This is a genomic window from Geodermatophilus siccatus, assembly GCF_900103785.1.
Lineage (GTDB): Bacteria > Actinomycetota > Actinomycetes > Mycobacteriales > Geodermatophilaceae > Geodermatophilus > Geodermatophilus siccatus.
Genome location: NZ_FNHE01000016.1, coordinates 1 through 18915 on the forward strand (window position 1 = coordinate 1; position 18915 = coordinate 18915).

Here is an 18915-nt window from a genome sequence, read left to right on the forward strand (position 1 = left end):
CGATCGCCGCGACCGTCTCCGGCGAGGTCTGCCGGGGCATGCGGTGCGGCCGCGAGGAGCGGTCGGCCAGCCCGGCCTCGCCCTCGGCGCGCCAGCGGCGCACCCACTTGTGAACCGTCTGCCGACTGACGCCCAGCTGCTTGGCCACTTCACCGGGCCGGTGACCGGCCAGGACACGGTCGACGATCAGCGTGCGGGCGAACACGGTGGTACGGGCGTTAGCGTGGGCCACGGAGACCTCCGGTTGGCAACGGCGACGTCAAGCACCGCCACTCCTTCCGGAGGTCTCCTTCGTCACCAAGGCGCCACGCCGACCGTCAACAACGTCCCTGGCTACGACAGCTAGCCGCCACTCTCCGCGATCACGGCGCCGGGACCACCGCGGGGAGCCTGGGGTGGTCAGGGCGCCATGATCGCGACTGTCACGCCGCGAGCAGAGCGCGGCCCAGCTCGGCGCCGAGGAGGTGCCCGGAGGTCCAGGCGCTCTCCACCCGGGACGGCGCCGACCACCCGTCACCGCAGACGCCGACGCCGTCGGCCAGCCCGAAGGGCTCCGAGCGCGGCTCGGCCGGGCGCGCGTACGTCCAGCGCTGCACCGCCGTCCAGGCCGGCGGGACGTCGATCCCCAGCGCCCGGCCGACCGCGGCGGTGACCGGGCCGGCGGCGGCGTCCGGGTCCTCGAGGTGTGCGGCCGCCAGCCCCGCCGTGGTGTGGGCGACCAGCACCGGGGCGCCGTCCCCGCGCCGGTCGCCGTCGTCGGCCACCCAGGTGACCGCCGGGTCGTCGTGGACGAACGCGCCGTGCAGGTCGGCCGGCCAGCGTCGCTCGGACCACCCGAGCACGACGGCCAGCGACGGCTCCCACGGCCGGTCGTCGAGCAGCCGCCCGGCCGTGTCGGCGTCGAGCACGCGGCGGGCCTGCGGGTCGGGCATGGCCAGGACGACGGCCGGCACGTCCTCGCCGTCCACCCGCGGGCCGGGGCCGGCGGTGGCGACCGTGCGCCCGCTCTCGACGTCCAGCCCCGTGGCCAGGTCGGCGACCAGCGAGCGCAGCCCGGTGGGCGCGGCGTACCGGGGCGGACCGGTGGTGGCGGACCGCAACCCGTCGGGCCCGGCGACGGCGAAGGTGTCGGTCCACGGGCGGGCCAGGCCGCGCGCGACCCAGTCGTCGACCACCGCGGCGAACGGCGAGCCCTCCTGCGCGGTCAGGTACGAGGCGCCGATGTCGACGGTCCGCCGGGACAGCGTCCGGGAGGCCATGCGCCCGCCCGGCCGGCGACCGCGGTCGAGCACGCGGACGGGCGTCCCCGCCGCGGCCAGGGCGCGGGCGCAGGCGATCCCGGCGATGCCGGCGCCGACGACGGTCACGGGGGAGGAGGGCACGCCGACGATCCTGCGGGCCGGACGGCGCGACCGCCCGCCGAGCACGGCTTGGGAGGATCGACGCCGTGCCGCCGAGCCCCACGACGATCACCGACCCGGACGACCCGCGGGTGGCCGACTTCCGCGACCTCAAGGCCGGGGACCGCAGGCCGGGCAGCGAGCGCGGCACCGGACCGGTCATCGTGGAGGGCGTCCCGGCGGTGCAGCGGCTGCTGGCCTCCCCCTACCAGGTGCGCGCTGTGCTGGGCGTGCCCGGGCGGCTGGCGGCGCTCGACCTGCCGGAGGGGGTGGCGGCCTACGAGGCGGACAAGTGGGTGCTCTCGGAGGTCATCGGCTTCCGGCTGACCCGCGGTGTGCTGGCCTCGGCCGACCGCCGTCCCCCGGCCGACCTCGACGCGCTGCTGGCCGGGCCGGACCCGGCCGCGCCCCGGCGGCTGGCCGTGCTGGAGGCGCTCAACGACGCGGAGAACCTGGGGTCGATCGCCCGCTCCGCGGTGGCCCTCGGCGTCGACGGCCTGCTGCTGGACCCGCGCTGCGCCGACCCGCTCTACCGCCGGTCGGTGCGGGTCTCGATGGGCCACGTGCTGGCGCTGCCGTTCGCCGTCCTGCCCGACTGGCCCGGCGGGCTGGACCGGCTGCACGGGGCGGGCTACCTGACCGTGGCACTCACCCCGGCCGACGACGCGGTCGACCTGGCGGAGGTGGACCCGCGGGCGCACCCGCGCACGGCGGTGCTGCTCGGGGCGGAGGGGCCGGGGCTGACCCCGGAGGCGCAGCGGGTCGCGCGGGTGCGGGCGCGCATCCCCATGCGGGCCGGCGTCGACTCCCTGGGCGTCGCCGCCGCGGCCGCGGTGGCGTTCGCGACGCTGCGCTGAGGAAGGACCCCGTCCTCCTCGAGAAGGACCCCGCTCTCCTCACCCCTCGCAAGCTCGGGGCGAGCCTCCGAGCGGGGCCGTCCGAGCTCGCGGCGACCCTCTGGACGGGGCCACGGCCCGACGCTGCAGGAGGGCAGCCTCAGCCGCGGAGCGAGAAGCGGGCCAGGTGCGCCCGGGCCTCCTCGGCGCGGGCGGGGTTGCACATGACGTCGTAGCGGCCGGCGACCACGGTGCTGGTGCTGGTGAAGTCGCGCCGTCCCCGGCTGGCGGAGTAACCGATCGCGGCGAACAGCATGCCGAAGAGCAGACCGATGAGCAGGCCGGTCAGGAGCGAGCCGATCCAGGCGGAGCCGTCCACGGCGAAGATGCCGAGGAGCAGGCCGACGAACAGCCCCCACCAGGCGCCACCGGCCGCGCCCGCGGCGAGCACCCGGCCCCAGGTGAGCCGGCCGGTGACCCGCTCGACCTGGCGCAGGTCCGAGCCGATGATCGTGACGTTCTCGACGGGGAACTTCTGGTCGGCGAGGTAGTCGACGGCGGCCTGGGCCTGCTCGTAGGAGTCGAAGGAACCGACCTGTACGCCGCCGAGGGGCATGGACACCGAGGCTGACATGTCTCCCGTGGTACCCGGCAGTTCCGCGCGGACACCTCCCGCGGAGTGGCCGGCGTCACTCGTCGCCGAGCGCACCCGCACGGGTAACCGCAGGTCAGCGGTGCCGGCGGACCCCGAAGACGATGTCCTCCCACGCCGGGATGCGGGCCCGCGGGTCCTCGTCGTCGTCCCCTCCGGGGCGGCCCAGGACCACGGTGTCGTGCTCGCTGATGTCGTCCTCGTCGGCGGGCGCGTCGGTGCGGCGGGTGCCGGCGGGGGAGCCGTCGGCCGGCAGCACCGGTCGCACGTCGTCGTCCGGGGCCGGGTCGCCGTCCTCGTCCCGGGCGAGCCGGGAGGAGGCCGGGGCCGCGACGCCGTCGTCGGGGACGACGACGACCGGCCGGCTGCGCACCGGTGTCGGCCGCTCGGTCGGCACGTGCGGGACGACGCGCACCAGGCGGGTGCCCTCGGCGAAGTCGGTGGTGGCGGCGTCGACCGGGGCGACGGTGCGGGTCGGGACGTCGTACGCCCACCGGGTGACGCCGGACTTGGCGCCGGCCTGCCAGGCCGCGGTGACCTGCCAGACGCCGTCGCCGGCGCGGTGGGCGTCCCAGCGGACGGCGTCGAGGTCGGCGCCGAGCAGCCGCAGCCGCTCGGACATGAACTGCTGCAGCGGGACCGACGGCGCGCCCTCGGACAGCCGCACCCGGGCCTCCCGGGCCCGCTCGGCCACCCGCTCGCGCTCCTGCAGCACCGGGTGGGCGAAGCGCATGATCCGCTCGACCCGGATCCCGGAGGCCTGCGCCACCTGCTCGGGGGTCTCCCCGGCGCGGATGCGGGCCTGGATGACCCGCGGCGGCAGCGTCGCGCCGATCTCCACGTCGATCTGGCCGAGCCGGCGGGCGTCCCCGCGGGCGGCGGCGCGGACCCGCTCGTCGATCGGCAGCTCGAACCGCTCGCCCTCCTCGCCGGGTTCGGCGCCGTCGAGGGCCAGCACGAGGCTCGTGCCGTCGTCGGAGAGCGCCACCAGCCGCAGCTGACGCATGGGCGGCCTCCTGGGTGGGTGCTCGGGGTCGGGACGGCGGGCGGACCGGTCCCGGGATGGGGGAGTCCGCTTGCGAGGCTATCCGCGCACGCGGGAGCGTGTCGGCAGGCTCGCCCGGCGTGGCGCGGCCCCGTGCGGGAGCGCGGACGCGCGCTCCCGCACCCGGGGGGTCACAGCTTGCCGACGACGAAGTCGATGCAGGCGGTCAGCGCGCTGACGTCGTCCGGCTCGACGGAGGGGAACATGCCCACCCGCAGCTGGTTGCGGCCCAGCTTGCGGTAGGGCTCGACGTCCACGACGCCGTTGGCGCGCAGCACCTTCGCCACCTCGGCGGCGTCCACCGACTCGTCGAAGTCGACGGTGCCGACGACCCAGGAGCGCTGGTCGCGGTCGGCCACGAACGGCGTGGCGAACTGCGACTGCTCGGCCCAGCCGTAGAGCCGGCTCGAGGAGTCCTGGGTGCGCGCGACGGCGCCGGAGAGGCCGCCCAGGGACAGCAGCCAGCGGATCTGGTCGGCCAGCAGGAACAGCGTGGCGACGGCCGGGGTGTTGTAGGTCTGGTCCTTGGCCGAGTTGTCGACGGCGATGGACAGGTCCAGGAACCCGGGGACCCAGCGGCCCGACGCCTTGATCTCGGCGATGCGGTCGAGGGCGTCGCGCGACATGAGCGCCACCCACAGCCCGCCGTCCCCACCGAAGTTCTTCTGCGGGGCGAAGTAGTAGACGTCGGTCTGCGTGACGTCGACCGGCAGCCCGCCGGCGGCGCTGGTGGCGTCGATGAGCACCAGCGCGTCGTCGGTGGCGTGCGGCCGCTGCACCGGGGCCATGACACCGGTCGAGGTCTCGTTGTGCGCCCACGCGTAGACGTCGACGCCGTCGGTGGCGGTGGGCAGGGCCAGCGACCCCGGCTCGGCCTTGGCGATGACCGGGTCGGCGAGGAAGGGGGCCTCGGCCACGCCGGAGGCGAACTTGCTGGAGAACTCGCCGTAGGTGCCGTGGGCGCTGCGCTCGCGGATCAGCCCGATGATCGCGGCGTCCCAGAACGCCGTCGTCCCGCCGTTGCCGAGGACGACCTCGTAGCCGTCGGGCAGGTCGAACAGCTCGGTCAGCCCCTCGCGCACCTGGCGGACCAGGCCCTTGACCGGCGCCTGGCGGTGGGAGGTCCCCATGAGGGTGGCGCCGCTGCCGGCCAGCGCCTCGAGGGCCTCGGGACGCACCTTCGACGGACCGCAGCCGAAGCGGCCGTCGGAGGGCAGGAGGTCGGCGGGGATGGTGATGCTCATCCGGAGGACTACCTCTCAAGATCGGGTGGGGAGCGGCGACGGCCCGGGACCGCTGGTGCGGGCCCGGGCCGTCGGAGGTCGTGCTGCCGACTCAGGCCGGCTGGTCGATGGGCTTGACCTTGATGGTGTCGAAGCCCTCGACCTCCTCGGGCCTGCGCGGGGCCGGGCCGACGTAGCGGGCCGACGGGCGCACGAGGCGGCCGGTGTTCTTCTGCTCGAGGATGTGCGCGCACCAGCCGGCGGTGCGGGCACAGGTGAACATCGAGGTGAACATGTGGCTGGGCACCTCGGCGAAGTCCAGCACGATCGCCGCCCAGAACTCCACGTTGGTCTCGATCGGGCGGTCGGGGCGCCGCTCGCGCAGCTCCTTGAGGGCGGCCTGCTCGAGGGCCAGCGCGGCCTCGAAGCGGGGGGCGCCGAGCTCCTTGGCGGCCTTGCGCAGCGTGCGGGCGCGCGGGTCCTCGGCGCGGTAGACCCGGTGGCCGAAGCCCATCAGCCGCTCGTGCCGATCGAGGAGGTCCTTGACGTACTTCTCCGCGTCCCCGGTCTGCTCCACGCCGTCCAGCATGTGCAGCACCCGGGAGGGGGCGCCGCCGTGCAGCGGGCCGGACATCGCGCCGATGGCGCCGGACAGCGAGGCGGCGACGTCGGCGCCGGTGGAGGCGATGACGCGGGCGGTGAAGGTGGAGGCGTTCATGCCGTGCTCGGCGGCCGACGTCCAGTACGCGTCGACGGCGGCGACGTGGCGGGGGTCGGGCTCGCCGCGCCAGCGGACCATGAAGCGCTCGACGATGGTGGAGGCCTCGTCGATGCGCTTCTGCGGGACGGCCGGGATGCCGATGCCGCGGGCGGACTGGGCGACGTAGGACAGCGCCATGACCGCCGCCCGGGCGAGCTCCTCGCGGGCCTCCTCGGCGGAGATGTCCAGCAGCGGCTTGTAACCCCAGATCGGGGTGAGCATGGCCAGCGCGGCCTGGACGTCGACGCGGACGTCGCCGGTGTGCACGGGGATGGGGAAGGGCTCGGCCGGCGGCAGGCCCGGACCGAACTTGCCGTCGACCAGCAGCGCCCACACGTTGCCGAAGGTGACCTTGCCGACCAGGTCCTCGATGTCGACGCCCCGGTACCGGAGGGAGCCGCCGTCCTTGTCCGGTTCGGCGATCTCCGTCTCGAAGGCGATCACGCCCTCCAGGCCGGGTACGAAGTCGTCGGCCATCTCGCATGCTCCTCTGCGCGCGGGACTCGTGCCCGCGCGGGAGGCGGCGCACGACTGCGGTTGCGACCCTAGGCCGTGCCGACGGCGCCGGGACACCCGGGGCGCAGCGGACGGCGCTCCCTCCCGCGAGATCTGCACGGTGGCGGTCATCGGGCGCTCGACGACCACCACTGTGCAGATCTCGCGGGGACGGCGGGTGACAGCATGGAGGCCGTGCCCGACCTCTCCCGCATGCGCAGGGACTACGAGACCCGGGGCCTCCGCGAGGACGACCTCGCCCCCACCTGGGTCGAGCAGTTCGACCGCTGGTTCGCCGACGCCGTCGCCGCCGAGCTGCCCGAGCCCAACGCCGTGGTGGTCGCCACCGCGGACGCCGACGGCGCCCCCGACGCGCGCATCGTGCTGCTGAAGGGCTACGACGAGGCCGGCTTCGTCTTCGTCACCAGCTACGCCTCGACCAAGGGCGCCCAGCTGGCGGTCAACCCGCGCGCGGCCCTGGTCTTCCCCTGGCACGCGCTGCAGCGGCAGGTGCGCGTCACCGGCCGGGTCGAGCGGGTGGGCGACGCCGCCAGCGACGACCTGTGGGACCCCCGCCCCCGCGGCGCGCAGCTGGCCGCCGCCGCGTCGATCCAGTCGACGACGGTCGACTCCCGCGAGGAGCTGGTCGAGCGGCTGCGCCGGCTGGACGCCGAGACCGGGGGCGAGAAGCTGCCGCGACCCGCGATCTGGGGCGGCTACCGGGTGGTGCCCGACTCCGTCGAGTTCTGGCAGGGCGGGACCGACCGGCTGCACGACCGGCTGCGCTTCGTCCGCGACGACGAGGAGGGCGGCGGCTGGGTCGTCCAGCGGCTGGCCCCGTGAGCGGACGGGGGCGCGAGCAGCGCGGCGGGCGCCGGCGAGCGGGGAGCGGAGCGTTCCGCGGGAGCGAACAGGTGACGTGGTGAGCGGTCCCGCGGACCCGCCGGGCCAGGCGCCGTACCCGGTCGACCCCGTCGAGGGCGGCGGTCCGGTCGAGGAGCCGGTACCGGTGCCGCCCCGGCAGCGCCGCGCCTGGGCGATCGACACCAGCCCGCTGCGCAACCCGCACTACCGGCGGCTGTTCTGGGGCGTGGCGGCCACGATGCTCGGCCAGCAGATGACGCTGGTCGCCGTCCCGTACCAGGTCTACGCGCTCACCGGCTCCTCCCTGCTGGTCGGCGTCACCTCGGTGGTGGCCCTGGTGCCGCTGATCGTCTTCGGCCTGCTCGGCGGCGCGATCGCCGACTCGATGGACCGCCGGCGGCTGATGCTGGTCACCGGCGTCGGCTCGGCGGTCACCAGCGCGCTGCTGGCGGTGCAGGCGCTGCTGCCCGGGGGCGGGAACCTGGCGCTGCTGTGGGCGCTCACCGCCTGCGTCTCCGGGTTCACCGCGGTCAACCAGCCCACCCGCAGCGCCGTCATCCCCGCGCTGGTCGGCGCCGAGGGCGTGCCGGCGGCGAACGCCCTGGCGATGACGGTGCGCCAGGTCGGGGTCATCGCCGGCCCGCTGCTGGCCGGGCTGCTCATCGCCGTCGGCAGCCTGCCGGTCACCTACGCCGTCGACGCGCTCGGCTTCCTGGTCGCCGTCCTGCTGCTGCGCGGGCTGCCGCCGCTGCCCCCCGGACGGGACGCCGGGCCGCTGCGGCTGGGCGCCGCCGTGCGGGGCGTGGCCGAGGGCTTCGCCTTCCTGCGCACCCAGCCGGTGCTGCTGATGACCTTCGTCGTCGACGTCCTCGCGATGCTCTTCGCCTGGCCGCAGGCGGTCTTCCCGGAGCTGTCGGAGGGCCGCTACGCCGACTCGCCGAACAGCCTGGGCTGGCTGTTCGCCGGCATCTCCATCGGCGCGCTGCTCATGGGGCTGACGTCGGGGTGGGTGTCGCGGGTGGACCGGCAGGGCGCGGTCGTCCTCGTCGCGATCGTCGTGTGGGGCATCGCGATCATCGGCTTCGGGTTCGCCTCGACGCTGTGGCTGGCCGTGCTCTGCCTCGCGGTGGCGGGCGCCGGCGACATGGTCAGCGCGGTGCTGCGCTCCTCGATGCTGCAGCTGGCCGCGCCGGAGGGGATGCGCGGGCGCATGCAGGGCGTGTTCCTCGTCGTCGTCGCCGGCGGGCCCCGGCTGGGGGACCTGCGGGCCGGCGCGATCGCGAGCGCCGCGGGGGTCACCGCGGCGATGGTGTCCGGCGGCGTGGTGGTCGTCGTCGCGATGGCGGTCGTGGCGCTGGTCGTGCCCTCGTTCTGGGTCTTCCGCGCCTCCCGCTCGGCCCAGCCCTCCGCCCACGGCTGAGGGCGGCCCGCAGGGGCCGGGTGAGCAGTCGCGGCTGCCGCCCACGGCGTGTCCTCGCACGTCGCCGACCGCGACCGCTCACCCGGCCGCGCGCCCTCAGGCGAGCGCGTGCGCGACCACCCTGAGGTCGGCGACGAGCGCCTCGTAGGCGGCCTCGCGGGCCTCGTCCGGCGTGCGCAGGATCGCCGAGGGGTGCGTGGTGGCCAGCATCCAGGTCTGGTGCGGCGCGTCCTCGTCGTCGTCCGCGGGGCGGTCGTCGCCGGCCTCGGCGCGGGCCACGCCCGGCGGGGTCCACGGGAGCAGCTGGCCGCGGTCCTTGGTGATCCGGAAGGTCGGCGAGATCAGCGCCTTGGCCGCCGTGGCGCCCAGGCAGACGACCACCTCCGGCTGCAGGACGGCGAACTCCGCCTCCAGCCACGGCCGGCAGGCCCGCAGGTGCTCGGGCCCGGGGGTCTGGTGGATCCGCCGCTTGCCCTTCTGCGTGAACCGGAAGTGCTTGACGGCGTTGGTGATGTAGGCGTCGCGGCGGTCGATGCCGGCATCACCCAGCGCCCGGTCGAGCAGCCGGCCGGCCGGGCCGACGAAGGGCTCGCCCTTGCGGTCCTCCTGGTCGCCGGGCTGCTCGCCCACGAAGACGATGCGGGCGGTCTCCGGCCCCTCGCCGAACACGGTCTGGGTGGTGCCCTGCCACAGCTCGCACGCCCTGCACCCGGCGGCCGCCGTCCGGAGCCCCTCCAGCCCGACCCCGGTCGGCGGCTGCGCCGGCACGTTCTCCTGGCTCATGGGCCGATGACACCCCACCAGGCGTCCCGGCGCGAGAGGTGCCGACCGATACGTTGACCCGGCAACGGAGGGTGACAGGGGGGACGCGTGCTGGAGTTCGACGGTCTGCACAAGAGCTACGGCGCCAACCGGGTGCTCGACGGGGTCTCGTTCGCGGTCGCCCCGGGCTCGATGTTCGGCTTCTGCGGCTCCAACGGCGCCGGGAAGACGACGACGATGCGGATCGCGATGGGGCTGGTCCGCGCCGACGCCGGCGAGGTGCGCTGGCAGGGCCGGCCGCTGGACCAGGCGCTGCGCCGCCGGATCGGCTACATGCCGGAGGAGCGCGGCCTCTACCCCAAGATGCGGGTCGGCGAGCAGCTGGCCTACTTCGCCCGGCTGCACGGGCTGGACGGCGCCGCCGCCGCCCGCGCCGCGGAGCACTGGGCCGACCGGCTGGGCCTCGCCGACCGCCGCCGCTCCCGGGTGGAGGAGCTGTCGCTGGGCAACCAGCAGCGGGTGCAGCTGGCCGCGGCCCTGGTCAGCCGGCCCGAGGTGCTCATCCTCGACGAGCCGTTCTCCGGCCTGGACCCGGTGGGCGTCGACGCGCTGGCCGAGGCGTTGCTCGAGCAGGTGCGCGGCGGCGTCCCGGTCGTCTTCTCCAGCCACCAGCTCGACCTGGTCGAGCGGCTCTGCGACGCCGTGGGCATCCTCGCCCGCGGGTCGATGGTGGCCGCCGGGCCGGTTCCCGAGCTGCGCCGCCGCGAGCCCGGCCGGCTGCTGCGGGTCGTCGTCCCGGACGCGCCGCCGGGGTGGGCGGCCGCGCTGCCCGGCGTGCGGGTGGAGTCCGAGCTGGCCGGCGACACCCTGCTGGAGCTCGCGCCCGGCACCGACGACCAGGCGGTGCTCGCCGCGGCGCTGCGCACCGGCCGGGTCGCGCACTTCGCCTGGCGCGAGCCGAGCCTGGTCGAGCTGTTCCGCGAGGCGGTCGCCGAGCCGGCCGGGGAGGTCGCCGCGTGACGTCGTCCGGACCCCGCTCGCCGGGGAGCGCCGCGCTGGTCCGGCTGGTCGCGGCGCGGGAGGTCTCCAGCCGCATCCGCGACAAGAACTTCGTCATCAGCTCGGTGGTCATCCTCCTGCTGCTGCTGGGCACGATGGCCTTCCAGGTGGTGGTCAGCAGCGGGGAGGGGACCAGCCGCGTCGCCGTCGTTGCCGACGACGGCCGGATCGGACCCGCGGTCGAGGCGCAGGGCGAGGCGGTCGGCGTGGACGTCGAGGTCGTCGACGTCCCCGACGCGGCCGCGGCGCGCGACGCCGTCGAGGCCGAGGAGGTCGACGCGGCCCTGGTCGACGGCACCGGGCCGGCCCCCGAGCTGCTGCTCCTCGACCGGGACCCCGCGCTGGAGGCGGTCGTCGGCGGCGCGGTCAGCGGGCTGGCCGTCGCCGACCGGCTGCTCGAGGCCGGCGTCGACCTGCAGTCCCTGCCGGACGTGGCGGTGACCCCGGTCGGCGACGAGGGGGAGGACGACGGTCAGCGGGTGGTCGTGGCGATCATGGGCGTCGTCGTCCTCTACGGCCTGCTGATCCTGTTCGGGCAGTTCGTCGCCCAGGGCGTGGTGGAGGAGAAGGCCAGCCGGGTGGTGGAGCTGCTGCTCGCGACCATGCGGCCGTGGCAGCTGCTGGCCGGCAAGATCCTCGGGCTCGGCCTGCTGGGGCTGGGGCAGATCGTCGTCATCGGCGCGGTGGGGGTGACCGGCGCGCTGGTGTTCGACCTGGTCGACGTCCCGGGGGAGCTGATCGGGACCGTGGCCACCGTCGTCGCCTGGTTCGTGCTCGGCTACGCGTTCTACGCCTGCGTCTTCGCCGTGGCGGCGTCGCTGGTCAGCCGGCAGGAGGACCTCGGCAGCGTGCTCGTCCCGGCGTCGATGCTCCTGGTGGTCGGGTTCCTCGTGGCGGTCCAGGCGGCCGGCGACCCCGGCGGCACGCTCGCCACGGTCACCTCCTTCGTGCCCGGCCTCTCCCCGCTGGTCATGCCGGTGCGCCAGGCGGCCGGGGAGGCAGCGGGCTGGGAGGTGGCGCTGGCCGTCGTCCTCATGCTCGGAGCCGTCGGCCTGGCCGTCCGCCTCGGCGGGCGGGTCTACGCCGGCGCCCTGGTGCGCACCAGCGGCAGGACGAAGGTGCGCGAGGCGCTGCGGGCCGAGCGCGCCTGACGAAGGACCCCGTCCTCCTCACCGCTCGCAGGCTCGCGGCGAGCCTCTGGACGGGGCCGCCTCCGTGCCCGTGCGGGCGGCTGACTCCTGCCGGGTGACCTGCACCTCCTCCGACGGGTGAGACCGCCCGGCCGGGGGAGGACGGGGCGCCCGGGCGTGGCCATGATCGCCGCATGCGGGAGGACCTCGACGGGCGCCTCCGGGGGCTGCGCGCCTGCCGGGACGCCGACGCCGTCATCGAGCTGGGCTGCGACCTGGCCGACGCCGGACGTTCCCAGGACGCCGAGCGCTGCTTCCGCCGGGCCGCCGAGCTGGGGGACGCGCTCGGCTGGTTCAACCTGGGCAACTCGCTGGCCGCGCGCGGCCGGGTCGAGGAGGCCGTCGACGCCTACGAGAAGGCGCTGGCCGGCGGCGAGCGCGACGCCTGGGTGAACCTCGGGCTGGTGCTCGAGCAGCTCGGCGACCTGGCCGGCGCGATGCGCGCCTACCGGGGCGCGGGCGCCGCCGGGGACACCCAGGGCGGCCTGCAGCTGGCGTTCCTGCTGCACGAGCAGGGCGAGCACGAGCAGGCCATCGCCGTGGCGGCCGAGCTCGCCGCCGCGGGGGACGACGTCGCCGCCGCGGTGGTCGCCTGCTGGCGGTGGGCCGCCTCGCACGACGTCGCGCTGGAGGTCGACCTGCGCAGCGGGGCCGACCGCTTCCCCGGCGCCCGGGTGGCGCTGGCCGCGCTGCTGCGCGTCACCGGCCGGGGGGCGGAGGCCCGCTTCACCCTCGAGCGCGGCGCCAAGCTCGGCGAGGTCCAGGCGTGGCTGCCGCTGGGCAACTTCTACGTCGAGGACCTGGCCGACGTGGAGGCGGCCGAGGAGGCCTACCGCGCGGGCATCGCCGCCGGCGACGGCTACTGCCACCACAACCTGGCCGTGCTGCTCGCCGACCGCGGCGATCTCGACGGCGCGGTGGAGCACTTCCGGCTCGGCGCCGCGGACGGCGACGACCTCGCCGCGCAGGCGCTGCGCGAGCTCGGCGGCTGACGACAGCACCGGGAGCGTCGCAGCGAGGAACGAGCGAGGAGCGGACCGGGGCGCGGAGTCAGCCCAGGGCAGGGCCGGCTCAGCCGTCGACGGTGACGTCGGCGAACGGGACGTACGGCTCGACGTACGGGAAGACGACGAACAGCAGCAACGCGCTGACCGCCGCGACGAGCACGAGGGCCAGCAGCGCCCGCACCGCCGTCCCGCCGGGCAGGTGCCGCCAGATCCAGGAGTACACGGTCGCTCCTCACACTCCCCGCAGGGCCGGCGGCCCGTCGGGTGACTCCGCGCGGCTGAGCGGGGGCCCGTCGAGCACGGCGTGCACGACCAGGCGCTGGCGCGCGGAGTACTCGGGGTGGCAGGTGGTCAGGGTCAGGTAGGCGCCCGTCGGCGGGCCGTCGGCCGCACCGTTGGGGGTCGGCGCGATGACCGACACGTCCGAGGGGGAGACGACCTGCTGGCCGGGCACCTGCTCGGCCGGGCCGAGGACCCGGTAGACGAACCAGCTGCCGGCGGTCTCGACGACGACCGGGTCGCCCTGGCGCAGCTCGTCGATCTCCAGGAAGGGCGACCCGCGGCCCACCCGGTGCCCGGCGACGGCGAAGTTGCCCAGCTCCCCGGGCATCGCGGTGCCGGTGTAGTGGCCCGGCCCCTGCTCGAGCTCCTCGGTGCCGGTGCCCTCGACGACCGCCCGGGCGTAGTCGGCACCCAGCCGCGGGATGTGCAGCATCGCGAACGCCTCGCCGCCCTGCAGCTCGGCCGGGACGGCGGCCGTCGGCGCCGACCACTCCTCGCGCAGCTCCGCGGTCAGCTCGTCCTGGCGGGCGTTGCTCAGCAGGTCGGTCACCCACAGCTCGTGGACGACGAACAGCAGCAGCACGTAGCCGACCGTGAGCAGCAGCTGCCCGGTGCCGCGGGCGGCGGTGCGCAGGGCGTCCGCCCGGGTCCTCGACACGGCGACCGATGCTAGGTCGGCCGCCGCCCCCGGCCGGGAGCGCCGCGCGGCCGCACCCCAGCGGTCCCTCCCGTCCCAGCGGACAACGGGGGTCAGCCCTGCTGGCGCAGCCCCTCCAGCGGGCCGCGGTAGACCCCCGCCGGCGGACCGGTCACCCCCGGGCGGGCGGTGAACAGCCGGCCGGCGTCGGGCTGGGCGGCCCGCGCGTCGTCGTCCAGCCCCTCGGCCGAGGTGCTCACCACCAGCAGGTCGCGCGCGGGTCCGGCGAACGCGCAGCTCGACGTCTGGGCCACCCCGGGTACCTCGACGACGGCGAGCAGCTCACCTTCCGGCGACCAGCGGCGCACCTGCCCGCCGCCCCACAGCGCGGTCCAGAGGCAGCCCTCGTCGTCGACGGTGAGCCCGTCGGCGACGCCGTCGTCGGGGTCGAACTCCAGGAGCACCCGGCCGTCGGTGAACGCGCCCGTGCCGACGTCGTAGGCGAAGGCGTGCACCAGGCCGGGGCCGGAGTCGGCGAGGTAGACGGTGCGGCCGTCCGGTGACCAGTCGATGCCGTTGGAGACCGTCAGCTCGTCCAGCACGGTCGTGACGGTGCCGTCGAGGTCCAGCCGGTACAGCGTCCCGGCACCGGGGCGCTGGTCGAAGGCCATCGTCCCGGCGAGGAAGCGGCCGGCCGGGTCGCAGGCCGCGTCGTTCATGCGCGTGCCGCCGTCGGCCTCGGTGCCGCCCTCACCGGTCAGCGTGACCAGCACCCGGGCGGTGCCGTCGGCCGCGAGGTGCGTGAAGCCGCCGTCCGCGGCGAGCAGCCACCCGCCGCCGGCCGCCGGGACGACGGCGCCGACGGTGTCCCCGCCGCGGTGCACCCCGGTCTCGGTGAGCGCGCCCTCGGCGTCGACCGCGGCCCGGCGCACCAGCCCGCCGGAGATGTCGACCCACAGCAGCTCGCCGCGGCCGGCGTCCCACGTCGGGCCTTCGCCGTGCTGGGCGGGGGACAGGCCGGGGACGGGCGAGGCGGTGAGTCGTTGCACCCCCGCATCGTCCCGGCGCGGTGGGCCCGGTGCGCGCCGAGCGCGGTGATCACGGGGTTCTCGCCTGCGGACACGCCGTCGCCCGGCGCGTCCCCCTGCGACGACCCCATGATCACCGGGAGCGGGAGCAGGGGGGTGGGGCGCCCACGGACGCCGCGGGGCCACGCCACGACACCCACGCGTCACACGGGCGGTCGATACTCACCGGGTGTCCGAAGCCACCGTCGACGTCGCCGACCTGCGCCACCACGGAGGAGTCGAGGAGGACGTCGCCGACGCCCCGCTGCGCGAGGACATCCGGCTGCTGGGCCGGGTCCTCGGCGAGGTCGTCCGCCAGCAGTCGGGCGACGACGTCCTCGCGCTCGTCGAGTCCACCCGCGTGGAGACCTTCCGGCTGCGCCGCTCGGAGGTCGACCGCGCCGACGTCGCCGCCCGGCTCGCCGCCCTCGACGTCCGCTCGGCGAACCACGTCATCCGCGCGTTCAGCCACTTCTCGCTGCTGGCCAACCTCGCCGAGGACCTGCACCACGAGCGCCGCCGCCGGTTCCACCGCATCGAGGGCTCGCCGCCGCAGCAGGGCAGCCTGGCGGCGACCTTCCAGCTGCTCGACGCCGCGCACCTCGACGCCGACGTCGTCGCCCGCGAGCTGGCCGGGGCCCTGGTGAGCCCGGTGGTCACCGCGCACCCCACGGAGGTGCGCCGTCGCACCGTCTCGCGGGTGCAGCGGCAGATCACCGAGCTGATCCGCCGGCGCGACCGGTCCGCGCCGGGCGAGGCCGACGACCCGGCGTGGTCGGCGGAGCTGGAGCGCGCGGTGCTCACGCTCTGGCAGACGGCGCTGCTCCGGCTGTCGCGGCTGCGGCTGGCCGACGAGATCGACGAGGCGCTGCGCTACTACGAGCTGTCGCTGTTCGAGGTGGTCCCGGCGATCAACGCCGAGCTGCGCAGGGCGCTCCGCGAGCGCTGGCCCTCGGCACGGCTGGACCGGCCGGTGCTCCTGCCCGGCTCGTGGATCGGCGGCGACCGCGACGGCAACCCGTTCGTCACCGCCGACGCCGTCCGCCTGGCCAGCACCCGGCAGGCCGAGACGGCGCTGGGCCACCACCTCGCCGAGCTGCTGGCGCTGCACGACGAGCTGTCGATGTCCGACCGGCTGATCACGCCGACGCCGGAGCTGGCGCACCTGGCCGAGGCCTCCCGGGACAGCTCGCCGTTCCGCGCGGACGAGCCCTACCGCCGCGCGCTGTACGGCATCCACGCCCGGCTGGCCGCCACCGCGCGGCGGGTGTTGGGGTCGGTGCCCGGCCCGCCGCCGCACACCGCGCTCGAGCCCTACGCGGTCCCCGACGAGCTGCTGGCCGACCTCGCCACGATCGACGCCTCGCTGCGCACGCACGGCGCCGGCGCCCTGGCCGACGACCGGCTGGCCCGGCTGCGGGAGGCCGTGGAGGACTTCGGCTTCCACCTGGCCGGCCTGGACATGCGGCAGAACTCCGCCGTGCACGAGGAGGTCCTCGCCGAGCTGCTGGCCTGGGCCGGGGTCTGCCCCGACTACGCCGCCCTCGACGAGGAGCAGCGGGTCGAGCTGCTGGTCGGCGAGCTGCGGATGCGCCGTCCCCTGGTCCGCCCGGACGCCGAGCTCTCCGACCTGGCCCGCGGCGAGCTCGACGTGCTGTGCGCCGCGGCCGAGCAGGTGCGGGCGCTCGGCCCGCAGGCGGTCCCGAACTACGTGATCAGCATGTGCGAGTCGGTCAGCGACGTCCTCGAGGTCGCCGTCCTGCTCAAGGAGGTCGGCCTGCTCGACCCCGGCGACCCGTCCCCCGCCCACCCGGGCCCCCGCTGCCCGGTCGGCATCTCGCCGCTGTTCGAGACGATCGCCGACCTGCAGCGCGCCGCGGAGACCATGACCGCCGTCCTCGGCCTGCCCCTCTACCGGGCCCTGCTGCGCAACCGCGGGGACGTGCAGGAGGTCATGCTCGGCTACTCCGACAGCAACAAGGACGGCGGCTACCTCGCGGCCAACTGGGCGCTGTACCGGGCCGAGCTGGCGCTGGTGGAGGTCGCCCGGCGCGAGGGCGTGCGGCTGCGGCTGTTCCACGGCCGCGGCGGCACCGTCGGCCGCGGCGGCGGCCCGAGCTACGACGCGATCCGGGCCCAGCCGCCCGGCGCGGTGGCCGGTGCGCTGCGGATCACCGAGCAGGGCGAGGTCATCGCCGCCAAGTACGGCGAGCCCGACCGCGCCCGGCGCAACCTCGAGGCGATGGTCGCAGCCACGCTGGAGGCCACCCTGCTCGACACCGAGGGCCTGGGGGACGACGCCGAGCCCGCCTACGCGCTGCTCGACGACCTCGCCGCCCGCGCCCAGCGGGCCTACCGCGCGCTGGTGCACGAGACACCGGGCTTCGTGGACTGGTTCCGGGCGGCCACGCCGATCGGCGAGCTGGCCGAGCTGAACATCGGCAGCCGGCCGCCGTCGCGCAAGGCCGGCGACTCGATCGCCGACCTGCGCGCCATCCCGTGGGTGTTCAGCTGGTCGCAGGCGCGGATCATGCTGCCCGGCTGGTACGGCACCGGCACCGCGCTGGAGAGCTACGTCCGCGAGGGCGAGGCCTCCGGCGACCCCGACCGGCTCGGCCGGCTGCAGGAGCTCCACAGGCGCTGGCCGTGGTTGCGCACGATGCTGTCCAACATGGGGATGGTGCTGGCCAAGACCGACCTCGACCTGGCCGCCCGCTACGCCGAGCTGGTGCCCGACGAGCACCTGCGGCACCGGGTGTTCGACCAGCTCACCGCCGAGCACGAGCGCAGCTGCCGGATGCTGCTGGCGGTCACCGGCGACGACCGGCTGCTGGCCGACAACCCCTCGCTGGCGCGGTCGATCCGCAACCGCTTCCCCTACCTGGAGCCGCTGCACCACCTGCAGGTGGAGATGCTGCGCCGGCGTCGCGGGTACGAGGGGCGGAGTGGGGACGACGACGAGCTGGTCCGCCGCAACATCCAGCTGACCATCAACGGCATCGCCACGGCCCTGCGCAACAGTGGTTGAGCCGCAGCTGGAGGAGCTGGCCGGATCCGAGCCGCTGGACCTCCGCGTGGCCACCGGCTCCGCCGAGGTCCAGGCCGCGGCCCGGGCCCTCGACGTCGCGCCGGCCGCCCTGGCGACCACACTCACCGACCCCGACCTCCGCCTGCTCGTCGACGACCGGGACGGCGTCGCCCTGCTGCGCCGCGCGTGGGCCGACGACGGGCGCGCCGAGGCGGTGCTGGTCCGCCGGCGCGGTGCCCTGGTCGCGCAGCCCGCCGTCCTCGCCGTCGCGTCGGCCTGGGGCTGCGAGCGGGTGCGCGGCGCGGCCACCGACGACGTCGTCGCGGTCCCCACGCCGCCGGACGACGCCCCGCTGCGCGCCCGCTTCCTGCACCTCGCCGCCCTGGCCGCGACCCGGGTGGAGGTCGCCGTCGCGCTGGCGCGGGACGCCGGCCAGGAGTCGACCAAGGCCGACGGCAGCCCGTCGCTGGGCGCCGACGAGGCCGCGCACCTGGCCGCCGCGCACGCGCTGCGCCCGCTCGGGGTGACCGTGCTGAGCGAGGAGCGTTCCGACCGCCCGGTCCCCGGCGACGAGCCGTGGGTGGTGCTCGACCCCCTCGACGGCACGGGCAACTTCCGCGCCGGGCTGGCCCCGTGGGCCTTCTCCGCCGCGCTGGTGCAGGACGGCCGCCCGGTCGCGGGCCTGGTCGCCGACCTGTCGTCGGGCCGCCGCTGGTCCGGTGCGGTCGGGGACGGCGCCCGGCGCGACGGCGTGCCGGTCCGGCCGCGGGACGCCGGGACGGTCGTCGCGCCCACCGCGCCGTCGGGAGCGGCCGTCGTCGTGCCGGCCAGCGCCCGCCGCGTGCGGGTGACCGGATGCACCGCGGTGGACGTCTGCCTGGTCGCCGACGGTGCCGCCGGGGCGTGGCAGAACCTCGACCGCAGCGGCACCCACGTGCACGACGTCGCCGGCGGGCTGGCGCTGCTCGCCGCCGCCGGCGGGGTGGCGCTGGGCCCGGACGGCGCGCCGCTGCGGCTGCGGCCGGACACCGAGCGGCTGTTCCGGTTCGTCGCCGCGGGCACCGAGGAGCGGGCGCGGGCGCTGCTGCGCGAGCTGACCTGAGGTCAGGCACAGGAGGCTGTGCACACGCCCACGGCGCCCTTGCAGGGGCCCGCTGCGAGCTCGCGAGCAGTGGGGGGCAAGGGGGT

General features: G+C 76.2%; 18 protein-coding genes. 8 read left to right on the plus strand and 10 right to left on the minus strand.

All coding sequences use genetic code 11. The annotated features are described in order from the left end of the window. Nucleotides 1–232, minus strand: a 232-nt coding sequence (locus BLS21_RS22200) for a leucine zipper domain-containing protein (protein ID WP_139177144.1), incomplete at its 3' end; no start/stop codon positions are given. Nucleotides 233–422: 190 nt separating this feature from the next. Beyond that, nucleotides 423–1382: an NAD(P)/FAD-dependent oxidoreductase gene (locus BLS21_RS22205; protein ID WP_091223611.1), complete on the minus strand. Its 960-nt coding sequence runs from the start codon at nt 1380–1382 to the stop codon at nt 423–425. A gap of 65 nt (nt 1383–1447) precedes the next feature. Here BLS21_RS22205 and BLS21_RS22210 point away from each other — a divergent pair, with 65 nt between their 5' ends. Beyond that, complete coding sequence (locus BLS21_RS22210) at nt 1448–2257, plus strand: TrmH family RNA methyltransferase (protein WP_091223613.1); 810 nt, start codon at nt 1448–1450, stop codon at nt 2255–2257. Between the two features lie 139 nt (nt 2258–2396). Here the strand turns inward: BLS21_RS22210 and BLS21_RS26295 are convergent, their stop codons facing one another. From BLS21_RS26295 to BLS21_RS22230, 4 genes are all read right to left on the minus strand, one after another. Continuing rightward, a complete protein-coding gene (locus BLS21_RS26295; protein WP_091223615.1) occupies nt 2397–2870 on the minus strand; it encodes a YflT domain-containing protein in 474 nt (157 codons plus the stop codon). Nucleotides 2871–2964: 94 nt separating this feature from the next. After that, nucleotides 2965–3894 carry a septation protein SepH gene (gene sepH / locus BLS21_RS22220; protein WP_091223617.1) on the minus strand — a complete coding sequence of 310 codons (930 nt, stop codon included), beginning with the start codon at nt 3892–3894 and terminating at the stop codon, nt 2965–2967. 170 nt (nt 3895–4064) lie between these two features. Next, nucleotides 4065–5177, minus strand: a complete 1113-nt coding sequence (gene serC / locus BLS21_RS22225; protein WP_091223619.1) for a phosphoserine transaminase — start codon at nt 5175–5177, stop codon at nt 4065–4067. Nucleotides 5178–5268: 91 nt separating this feature from the next. Beyond that, nucleotides 5269–6393, minus strand: a complete 1125-nt coding sequence (locus tag BLS21_RS22230; protein WP_091223621.1) for a citrate synthase 2 — start codon at nt 6391–6393, stop codon at nt 5269–5271. Nucleotides 6394–6597: 204 nt separating this feature from the next. Here BLS21_RS22230 and pdxH point away from each other — a divergent pair, with 204 nt between their 5' ends. Beyond that, a complete protein-coding gene (gene pdxH / locus BLS21_RS22235; RefSeq protein ID WP_091223623.1) occupies nt 6598–7254 on the plus strand; it encodes a pyridoxamine 5'-phosphate oxidase in 657 nt (218 codons plus the stop codon). Nucleotides 7255–7333: 79 nt separating this feature from the next. Then, nucleotides 7334–8695, plus strand: coding sequence for an MFS transporter (locus BLS21_RS22240; protein WP_091223625.1), 1362 nt, complete (start codon nt 7334–7336; stop codon nt 8693–8695). 96 nt (nt 8696–8791) lie between these two features. On the opposite strand, the gene BLS21_RS22245 is transcribed toward BLS21_RS22240, so the two are convergent. Beyond that, on the minus strand, nt 8792–9478 hold the full coding sequence (locus tag BLS21_RS22245) for a UdgX family uracil-DNA binding protein (protein WP_091223627.1): 687 nt from the start codon (nt 9476–9478) through the stop codon (nt 8792–8794). 87 nt (nt 9479–9565) lie between these two features. On the opposite strand from BLS21_RS22245, the gene BLS21_RS22250 reads away from it, so the two are divergent. The 3 genes from BLS21_RS22250 (at nt 9566) to BLS21_RS22260 (ending at nt 12698) form a co-directional block, all read left to right on the plus strand. Continuing rightward, nucleotides 9566–10477 carry an ABC transporter ATP-binding protein gene (locus BLS21_RS22250; protein ID WP_091223629.1) on the plus strand — a complete coding sequence of 304 codons (912 nt, stop codon included), beginning with the start codon at nt 9566–9568 and terminating at the stop codon, nt 10475–10477. Beyond that, entirely contained in the window at nt 10474–11667 is a 1194-nt protein-coding gene (locus BLS21_RS22255) for an ABC transporter permease (RefSeq protein WP_091223631.1), read from the plus strand. The genes BLS21_RS22250 and BLS21_RS22255 overlap by 4 nt, the downstream gene beginning before the upstream one ends. Before the next feature lie 173 nt (nt 11668–11840). Beyond that, complete coding sequence (locus BLS21_RS22260) at nt 11841–12698, plus strand: tetratricopeptide repeat protein (RefSeq protein WP_091223633.1); 858 nt, start codon at nt 11841–11843, stop codon at nt 12696–12698. Nucleotides 12699–12777: 79 nt separating this feature from the next. Here the strand turns inward: BLS21_RS22260 and BLS21_RS25385 are convergent, their stop codons facing one another. The 3 genes from BLS21_RS25385 to BLS21_RS22275 all read right to left on the minus strand — a co-directional run bounded on the left by BLS21_RS25385 (nt 12778) and on the right by BLS21_RS22275 (nt 14681). Beyond that, entirely contained in the window at nt 12778–12936 is a 159-nt protein-coding gene (locus BLS21_RS25385) for a hypothetical protein (RefSeq protein WP_091223636.1), read from the minus strand. Between the two features lie 9 nt (nt 12937–12945). Next, nucleotides 12946–13653 carry a class E sortase gene (locus BLS21_RS22270; RefSeq protein WP_091223638.1) on the minus strand — a complete coding sequence of 236 codons (708 nt, stop codon included), beginning with the start codon at nt 13651–13653 and terminating at the stop codon, nt 12946–12948. Nucleotides 13654–13745: 92 nt separating this feature from the next. Continuing rightward, nucleotides 13746–14681, minus strand: a complete 936-nt coding sequence (locus BLS21_RS22275) for an SMP-30/gluconolactonase/LRE family protein (RefSeq protein WP_091223639.1) — start codon at nt 14679–14681, stop codon at nt 13746–13748. A 208-nt stretch (nt 14682–14889) separates the two neighbouring features. Here BLS21_RS22275 and ppc point away from each other — a divergent pair, with 208 nt between their 5' ends. Next, nucleotides 14890–17727, plus strand: a complete 2838-nt coding sequence (ppc, locus tag BLS21_RS22280; protein WP_217636242.1) for a phosphoenolpyruvate carboxylase — start codon at nt 14890–14892, stop codon at nt 17725–17727. After that, nucleotides 17720–18829, plus strand: a complete 1110-nt coding sequence (locus BLS21_RS22285; protein ID WP_091223641.1) for an inositol monophosphatase family protein — start codon at nt 17720–17722, stop codon at nt 18827–18829. Before ppc ends, BLS21_RS22285 begins: the two co-directional genes overlap by 8 nt. The last annotated feature ends 86 nt before the right edge of the window (nt 18830–18915 follow it).

Coding starts and splice junctions, on each gene's coding strand:
- sepH (WP_091223617.1), bottom strand. CDS start 3,894: ATGCGTCAGCTGCGGCTGGTGGCGCTCTCCGACGACGGCACGAGCCTC.
- BLS21_RS22260 (WP_091223633.1), top strand. CDS start 11,841: ATGCGGGAGGACCTCGACGGGCGCCTCCGGGGGCTGCGCGCCTGCCGG.
- serC (WP_091223619.1), bottom strand. CDS start 5,177: ATGAGCATCACCATCCCCGCCGACCTCCTGCCCTCCGACGGCCGCTTC.
- BLS21_RS22230 (WP_091223621.1), bottom strand. CDS start 6,393: ATGGCCGACGACTTCGTACCCGGCCTGGAGGGCGTGATCGCCTTCGAG.
- BLS21_RS26295 (WP_091223615.1), bottom strand. CDS start 2,870: ATGTCAGCCTCGGTGTCCATGCCCCTCGGCGGCGTACAGGTCGGTTCC.
- pdxH (WP_091223623.1), top strand. CDS start 6,598: ATGGAGGCCGTGCCCGACCTCTCCCGCATGCGCAGGGACTACGAGACC.
- BLS21_RS22245 (WP_091223627.1), bottom strand. CDS start 9,478: ATGAGCCAGGAGAACGTGCCGGCGCAGCCGCCGACCGGGGTCGGGCTG.